Here is a 7663-nt window from a genome sequence, read left to right as displayed (position 1 = left end):
AGCGTCTCGCCACCCACGCGCTGGGCCTGGCTGTCGAAACGTTGCAGGTACACGCCGAAGTCGCTGCCGCCCTGGTCGGACGCCCATGCCACCACGAAACCGCCGCCTGCGGTGCCGGTGATGGTGGGTTGCGATTGCTCGCCCAGCGTCGTCGAATTGATGACAGCTTCGCCGCCCACGGCAACACCGCCATCGGTATAGCGCTGCAGGTGCAGATCGGTGTGGCCGTTGAACGATTGCCATGCGACGACGTAACCGTCATCGAGCCTGGCGATGGTGGGCGCGCGCTGGTCGCCGGAAGTGGTGCTGTTGACTTCGAACTCGCCGGAGTCATTGAAAGTGGTCATTGGGGTACTGCTTGATAAGGACTGCTGGCCCCAAAGGTAAAGCTCGACGGGTAGGCAGGGGTGTAGGACGCTATCCCCTCAGCGTTGAGTTTGGTTTCCTACATGTCGCAGGACAGCCGCTCGCTTGTGCATTTATATTGGGCCGCATGACCCAACTCTCCGACTTCCCCATCACCCGCAAATGGCCCGCCCAACACCCCGATCGGCTGCAGCTTTACTCACTTCCGACCCCCAATGGCGTGAAAATTTCCATCATGCTGGAGGAGACCGGACTGCCGTATGAGGTCCATCGCGTCTCTTTCGACAGCAAGGACCAGTTCTCGCCGGAGTTCCTCTCGCTCAACCCCAACAACAAGATTCCGGCCATCCTGGACCCGAACGGCCCGGGCGGGAAGCCGCTACCGCTGTGGGAATCCGGCGCGATCCTGGTTTACCTGGCCGAGAAGACGGGCCAGCTCATGCCGCGCGACGCGGCCGCGCGCTATGAAACCCTGCAATGGCTGATGTTCCAGATGGGCGGCATCGGGCCCATGTTTGGGCAGATCGGCTTCTTCCATAAATTCGCCGGCCGGGAGTACGAGGACAAGCGCCCGCGTGACCGCTATGTGGAGGAATCGAAGCGGCTGCTCAAGGTGCTCGATGACCGGCTGGCCGACCACGCTTGGATCATGGGCGACGACTACACCATCGCCGACATCGCGACCTTGCCGTGGGTGCGCAACCTGGTCGCCAACTACAACGCCGGCGAGCTGGTGGGCATGGACAGCTTCACGCACCTGAATCGCACGCTGGCGGCCTTTGTCGCGCGGCCTGCGGTGGAGCGCGGCCTCAACATTCCGAAACGGCCGACCTGACCTAGCGGCGCTTTGCCTTGGCCCGCGGCTTGCCCGGCAACTCGATCGGCAGCCGCGTGTCGGCCTTCACTTCCTTGAGCACCACGCTGGAACGCACGTGCGTCACGCCCGGCAACCGGAAGGCGACCTCGTGCAGGAAGCGCTCATAGGCCTTGATGTCGGGCATCAGCACCTTGAGCACATAGTCGGCCTGCCCGGTGGTGGAGTAGCAACTCACGATCTGCGGGCAGCCGGCCACTTCCTTCTCGAACTGCACCACCACGTCTTCGCTGTGGCGCGTGAGGTTGACTTCAGCGATCACGCACAGCGCCAGGCCCACCTGCTCGCGGTCGATCAGCGCCGTGTAGCCACGGATCACGCCGCTGGCCTCCATGTCCTTGATGCGTTTCCAGCACGGCGTGCTCGACAGGCCGACACGGTCTGCCAGTTGCTGCACCGTCTGGTGCGAGTCGCGCTGCAGTTCCGTGAGCAGCACCACGTCCTGCCGATCCAGCTCTTCCATTCTCTTGTCTCCTTGGGCGCGTAGAACAGTTTTCTACCGGGAGTATGAAATCGGAGAAGAAAAGAAGCAAATTCTCCGGCCACCCCCTTAGCCTTGGCGCCATGACAGACACGCTCCTGCGCCCCGGCTACCAACTCTCCGACGCCTTGTGGGCACGCGACGGCCAGGTGTTCCTGACCGGCACCCAGGCGCTCGTGCGCCTGATGCTGATGCAGCGGCAGCGCGACGCTGCTGCGGGCCTGGCCACGCAGGGCTTCATCAGCGGCTACCGCGGCTCGCCGCTGGGCATGGTGGACCAGGCCATCTGGAAAGCCGGCAAGAAGTTCACTGAAGCGGGCATCCGCTTCGTGCCGGCCATCAACGAAGAGCTGGGTGCCACGCAGGTGCTGGGCACGCAGCGCGTGGAGCTGGACCCGGAGCGCACGGTGGATGCCGTGTTTGGCATGTGGTACGGCAAGGGCCCGGGCGTGGACCGTGCGGGCGATGCGCTGAAGCACGGCAATGCGTTTGGCTCGTCGCCGCGCGGCGGCGTGCTGGTGGTGGCGGGGGACGATCACGGCTGCGTGTCGTCTTCGATGCCGCACCAGAGCGACCAGGCCTTCCAGGCCTGGGGCATGCCGGTGCTGCAGCCGGCCAGCGTGGCCGAGTACCTGGAGTTCGGCCTGTACGGCTACGAGCTTTCGCGCTACTCGGGCGCCTGGGTCGGCATGGCCGCGCTGTCCGAAGTGGTGGAGAGTGGCGCCACGGTGGACCTGGACCTGGTCAATGCCCGCGCCGCAGCCTGGGCCGATGCGGCTAGCGTCACTGCCGCGACCGGCTACCAGCCGCCAGCCGACGGGCTGCACATCCGCTGGCCGGACCTGCCCTCGTTGGCCATCGAGGCCCGCATGGCCGCGAAGCTGCAGGCCACGGCCGCATTTGCCAAGGTCAACAGCATTGACCGGCAGGTGATCACGAGCCCGCACGCCACGGTGGGCATCATCACCTGCGGCAAGGCGCACTACGACCTGATGGAAGTGCTGCGCCGGCTGGAGATCTCGCCCGAGGCACTGGCCGAGGCCGGCGTGCGGCTCTACAAGGTGGGCCTGAGCTTCCCCATCGAGACGACGCGGGTCAAGGCCTTCGCCCAGGGCCTGAGAGAGATCCTGATCGTCGAGGAAAAGGGCGCGGTCGTTGAGACCCAGCTGCGCGACCTGTTCTACAACGCACCGGCCGAGGCGCGCCCAGCGCTGGTCGGCAAGCATGACCGCGACGGCAAGCCGCTGGTCTCGGCGCTGGGCGAGCTGCGGCCTTCGCGGCTGATCGAGATCACCGCGCACTGGCTGGCCGAGCATTTCGGCGAGGCCCGTTTTGGCGACCACTTGCGCCATGTGCGCGATTTCACGCCACCGCCGCTGCTGTCCAACGGCGGTGACACGGTCAAGCGCCTGCCTTACTTCTGCGCCGGCTGCCCGCACAACACCAGCACAAAGGTACCTGAAGGCTCGACGGCCCGTGCCGGCATCGGTTGCCACTTCATGGCCAACTGGATGAACCGCGACACCGAAGGCCTGATCCAGATGGGCGGCGAAGGCGTGGACTGGATCTCGCATTCGATGTTCACCAAGGTGCCGCACGTCTTCCAGAACCTGGGCGACGGCACTTACTACCACTCGGGCTACCTGGCGGTGCGCCAGGCGGTCGCGGCCAAGGCCGTCATCACCTACAAGATCCTGTTCAACGACGCGGTGGCCATGACCGGCGGCCAGCCGGTGGACGGCGTGATCAGCGTGGACGCGATTGCGCGGCAGATGGAGAGCGAAGGCGTCAAGCAGGTCGTGGTCGTCAGCGACAACATCGATCAATACGACGAGATGCGCGAGCGCTTCCCCGCCGGCACCGAGTTCCACGACCGCGCCGAGCTGGACGCCGTGCAGCGCCGCTTGCGCGAGGTCGCCGGCGTCACCGTGCTGATCTACGAGCAGACCTGCGCGGCCGAGAAGCGCCGCCGCCGCAAGAAGGGCGAGATGGTCGATCCTGCAAAGCGCCTGTTCATCAACGAAGCGGTGTGCGAAGGCTGTGGCGACTGCACGGTGCAGAGCAACTGCGTGGCCGTGCTGCCGCTGGAAACCGAGCTGGGCCGCAAGCGCAAGATCGACCAGAGCAACTGCAACAAGGACTATTCCTGCGCCAAGGGCTTCTGCCCCAGCTTCGTCGGCGTGACCGGCGGCAAGCTGCGCAAGCGCGCGGGCGCTTTGAGCACCGGCAAAGCGGCGTTCCTGGCCCGTGTCGAAGCGCTGCCGCAGCCGGCCGAACACACCTGGGCCGCGCCGTACGACCTGCTGGTCACCGGCGTCGGCGGCACCGGGGTGGTCACCGTGGGCGCGGTGATCGCGATGGCCGCGCACCTGGAAGGCAAGCGCGCCAGCGTGCTGGACTTCATGGGCTTTGCGCAGAAGGGCGGCGCGGTGCTGAGCTTCGTGCGTCTGGCCGACGTGCCCGAGCGGCTGAACCAGGTGCGCATCGACACCCAGCAGGCCGATGCCATCCTGGCCTGCGACGTGGTCGTCGGCGCCTCGCCGGATGCGCTGCAGACCGTGCGCCACGGTCGCACCCGCATCCTCGCCAACACGCACCAGATTCCGGTCGCCGAATCGCTGCGCAACCCGGACGCCAGCCTCAAGGTCGACCTGCTGCTGGAGAAGATGCGCTTCGTCGCCGGTGACGAACAGGTCGAGACCTTCGACGCCCAGGCGCTGGCCGAAGAGTTCCTCGGCGACACCATCACATCGAACATCCTCGCCATGGGCTACGCCTGGCAGCGCGGCTTGGTGCCGGTCAGCCTGGCCGCACTCACCAAGGCCATCGAACTGAACGCGGTCGCCGTTGAATCCAACCTGCTGGCTTTCTCGCTGGGGCGGCTCGCCGCGGCCGATCCGCAAGGCCTGCAAGCCTTGCGCAGCGGGGCATCAGAGCTGCCTCTTGATGAGTCCGTCGATGCGCTGGTGGCGCGCGCCGTGGCGCATCTCGCGGGTTACCAGAACGACGCCTGGGCCCGTCGCTTCGAGGCCACGGTGCAGCGTGTGCGCCAGGCCGAGGCGGCGCTGGCCGGCGGCGATGCCAGCCTGCCGGTCACCCGCGTGGTGGCCAGCAGCCTGCTCAAGCTGATGAGCTACAAGGACGAATACGAAGTCGCCCGGCTCTACACCGACGGCAACTTCCGCCGCAAGCTCAGCGAGCAGTTCGAAGGCGAACTGCAACTGGAGTTCCACATGGCGCCGCCGCTGCTGTCACGCCCGAAAAACGGCCAGGCGCCGCGCAAGATCCGCCTGGGCCCGTGGATGCTGCCAGCGATGCGCCTGCTGGCCAAGGGCAAGGCGCTGCGCGGCACCGCGCTGGACCTCTTTGGCTACAGCGAAGAGCGCCGCATGGAGCGGCAGCTGATCAGCCAGTTCGAGGCCCGCATTGGCGAACTGCTGGAAGGCCTGGCCGCTGACAAGCAGGCCCTGGCCGCCCAGATCGCCGCCGTCCCGATGAGCATGCGCGGCTACGGCCACATCAAGCTGGCCAACATCGCACTGGCCCGTGCCCGCGAAGCCGAGCTGATGCACCGCTACCTGCCGCAGCGTTACCCGAAGCCGCCCGCGTCCACCAAGGCCGGGCAGATCCGCGGCGTGGCGGTGGTGGCGGGCTGAAGGGGCTGGCATGCCACTTCTGGCAAGTTCCGCTGTCCTTTGGTGATGCGAGCCATGGCCCGGTGATTGGGCAGCATCGCTCCGGGGTGGTGTCCAACTCGCGCATCAGCTCAGATCCGTTTCGCTTTTGAGCGGGTCTGCGCGAGGCGGGTTGAATTCGACGTCTCCGGCGCCTGGCATCGACAGCAGGGTAACGATGCTGGGTGCCGGACCAGACAGGGCCAGATAGCGTTCGAAGGTCAGCAGCACGTGCGCTGGGCGCCCTCGATCCGTGATGAAGACGGGCCCTTGCGCTGCTGCTTTCTTGGCGCAGGCCGTGTCCTGGTTGAATTCGCGGCTGGACATGGTGGTGATGCGCACGATTGCCTCCCCGTGCATGTGGCAACTCGACGGCTTCGAGGGAGCGCTGCTGTCCTCAGTCCTCTGATACCTGTTCCAGCACGCCCTGCGCCGGCGCGCCATCGGGTTGCGCGAGCCAGTTCAGGACGTTGCCTTTGGCGCAGCCGTTGCCGTCTTCGACCGAGGTGAGTGCGTTCAAGGCAGTGGCGATGCTGCGTTTGTAGCAGCTGCCGATGTTGTCGCTGTAGCTGACCGTTTGCGTGCCTTCCTGGCCCACGCGCTGGGTGGCGCCGCCGGTGTTGCTGAAGATCAGGCCGGACTTCGAAGTGAGGCTGTTCTCGAAGGCGCTGTTGAACACGGCCTTGCCGTTGACCGTTCGCGACACGGTGGTGCTGAAGTCCTGGGCCATGGTGCTGTTCTGGGTGTTCGCATCGCCGTCGTAGACGTAGCCCACATCCAGCGGGTAGCTGAAGGCGTAGGTGTCGACGGTCTTGTTCTTGCCGTTGGTGGTCGTCACGGTGGCGGCCACGGTGGACTTCTGCGCAATGGTCTGCGAATACAGGATGTCCGTGATCTGGAAGGTCTGCTGGTTGCTGAAGCTCAGGTCCTGCTGCACCGTCGTCGTCACGCGGCCTTTCGAGGTGTCGACGTAGCCGGTGATCGCGTAGCTGCGCGTTGCCGTCACGCCCAGCGGACCGCTGACGCTGCCGTCGTCGGCGACCACGACGCCGTTGGTCGTGACGGGTGTGGTCAGTGCCGCGCTGGTCAGCGAGTTGCTGCTGACGACGCCGCCCGTGGTGGTGGCGCCTGCGTCCCGGTAGACCAGCAGGTTGCCGACGACCGAGTAGTGGTCCTGGGCGCCTTCGACGGAGATCGCCACCGTGTGCGGGGCGCCGTCGCTCAGCGCGCCGGCGAACGGCGTGAGGTCGACGCGTGAAGGGTTGAACGCGAGCGTCTCAGCGCCGGTGGTCGGGCGCCAGAGGCCGGGGTCGATGCCGCCGGTATAGACGCGCGGAACCACGGGCGCCAGGCCGGCCGGCTGACCGTCGATGGCGACCAGCACTTCGCGGAAGCTGCCGCCGCCGCAGCTTTGCAGTGCATCGGTCTGGTCGTCAGGCACGCAGGTGTACCAGAACTCATCGCCGCCCTGGCTCTCGGCCTGCACGTCCAGGTAGAGCCGCACGATGTTGGTCGGCAGCGACAGCGTGCGTTGCAGCGCGTCGGTGGCCGTGGCGAGGCTGGCCGGGTTGCCCGTCACCAGGTCGCCGGCGAAGGGGATCACCGCGTCGGCCACGCGCGAAGTGGCGGCGTCGGCAGCCGTCGCTGCCGGATAGAACACCAGCCTGGCCGAGCCCTGGATCAGGCCGGTGTAGGTGTCGTCAACCACGTTGTCCAGCCGCACGTAGCCGGTGGCAGCGGCCGTCAGCGCGTTGGCGTAGTCGGTCAGGTCCCGCTCGATGTGCCAGCTCGGCGCCACGGTGGAAGAGGGCTCCTGCGTGGTGCCGAAATACAGGTTCACGCCGCCGATGGAGATGAGCGCGGTGCGGTCGAACTGCCGGCCGGCGTTGACCGAGAAGTCCGCTTCCAGCACCACCTTGGCGAACTTGCCGGAGCAGGCGCCCGAACCCGGGTAGGCGAACGAATGCGCATCGAACCCGCTGTAGGTCATGCCGCTGTACAGCGTGATCGTGCACGGTGCGGTCGTGGGCCGGGGCAGCGGTGCGTCCGCCACCACCAGGCCGGTGGCACCGGCAGAGGCCGCGAGGGCCGCCACGGGTGCCACTGCGCCGGGTGTGCTGGCCTGGTCGTCATCGCCCCCACATCCGCTGATGAAGAGTGCGAGTGCGCACGTCGCGAGTGCCATGGGAAGGCAAGCGCGTGACGTCGGGCGGATCGGGAGGTTCGGCATGAACAAGCTCTGCTGGGTTGAGGAAGATGGCGGGGAGC

The 7663-nt window shown here is 66.7% G+C and carries 6 protein-coding genes; 2 read left to right on the top strand and 4 right to left on the bottom strand.

Annotated elements, in window-relative coordinates:
• Nucleotides 1–347: hypothetical protein (locus tag ACAH41_RS19275; protein ID WP_370538419.1), on the bottom strand; the 347-nt coding region annotated here is incomplete at its 3' end.
• A gap of 146 nt (nucleotides 348–493) precedes the next feature.
• Between ACAH41_RS19275 and ACAH41_RS19270 the strand changes: the two genes are divergently transcribed.
• Nucleotides 494–1201, top strand: coding sequence for a glutathione S-transferase N-terminal domain-containing protein (locus tag ACAH41_RS19270; RefSeq protein WP_370538418.1), 708 nt, complete (start codon nucleotides 494–496; stop codon nucleotides 1199–1201).
• A 1-nt stretch (nucleotide 1202) separates the two neighbouring features.
• Here ACAH41_RS19270 and ACAH41_RS19265 read toward each other — a convergent pair whose 3' ends face one another.
• Nucleotides 1203–1703, bottom strand: coding sequence for an Lrp/AsnC family transcriptional regulator (locus ACAH41_RS19265; protein WP_370538417.1), 501 nt, complete (start codon nucleotides 1701–1703; stop codon nucleotides 1203–1205).
• 101 nt (nucleotides 1704–1804) lie between these two features.
• On the opposite strand from ACAH41_RS19265, the gene ACAH41_RS19260 reads away from it, so the two are divergent.
• Nucleotides 1805–5377: an indolepyruvate ferredoxin oxidoreductase family protein gene (locus ACAH41_RS19260; RefSeq protein ID WP_370538416.1), complete on the top strand. Its 3573-nt coding sequence runs from the start codon at nucleotides 1805–1807 to the stop codon at nucleotides 5375–5377.
• A 105-nt stretch (nucleotides 5378–5482) separates the two neighbouring features.
• Here ACAH41_RS19260 and ACAH41_RS19255 read toward each other — a convergent pair whose 3' ends face one another.
• A complete protein-coding gene (locus ACAH41_RS19255) occupies nucleotides 5483–5737 on the bottom strand; it encodes a type II toxin-antitoxin system Phd/YefM family antitoxin (RefSeq protein ID WP_325653535.1) in 255 nt (84 codons plus the stop codon).
• A 55-nt stretch (nucleotides 5738–5792) separates the two neighbouring features.
• On the bottom strand, nucleotides 5793–7580 hold the full coding sequence (locus ACAH41_RS19250) for a peptide-N4-asparagine amidase (RefSeq protein WP_325653537.1): 1788 nt from the start codon (nucleotides 7578–7580) through the stop codon (nucleotides 5793–5795).
• Between the last annotated feature and the right edge of the window lie 83 nt (nucleotides 7581–7663).

The sequence above is a fragment of the Ideonella sp. genome, from assembly GCF_041287625.1.
In the GTDB taxonomy this organism is placed as follows: domain Bacteria; phylum Pseudomonadota; class Gammaproteobacteria; order Burkholderiales; family Burkholderiaceae_C; genus Ideonella.
Note: the sequence above shows the minus strand (reverse complement) of the source record. Positions and strands in the feature narration are given on the sequence as shown.

What these genes read in the sequence shown, in the direction of transcription:
- ACAH41_RS19250 (WP_325653537.1), bottom strand. Translation starts at nt 7,580, where the DNA reads ATGGCACTCGCGACGTGCGCACTCGCACTCTTCATCAGCGGATGTGGG.
- ACAH41_RS19270 (WP_370538418.1), top strand. Translation starts at nt 494, where the DNA reads ATGACCCAACTCTCCGACTTCCCCATCACCCGCAAATGGCCCGCCCAA.
- ACAH41_RS19260 (WP_370538416.1), top strand. Translation starts at nt 1,805, where the DNA reads ATGACAGACACGCTCCTGCGCCCCGGCTACCAACTCTCCGACGCCTTG.
- ACAH41_RS19265 (WP_370538417.1), bottom strand. Translation starts at nt 1,703, where the DNA reads ATGGAAGAGCTGGATCGGCAGGACGTGGTGCTGCTCACGGAACTGCAG.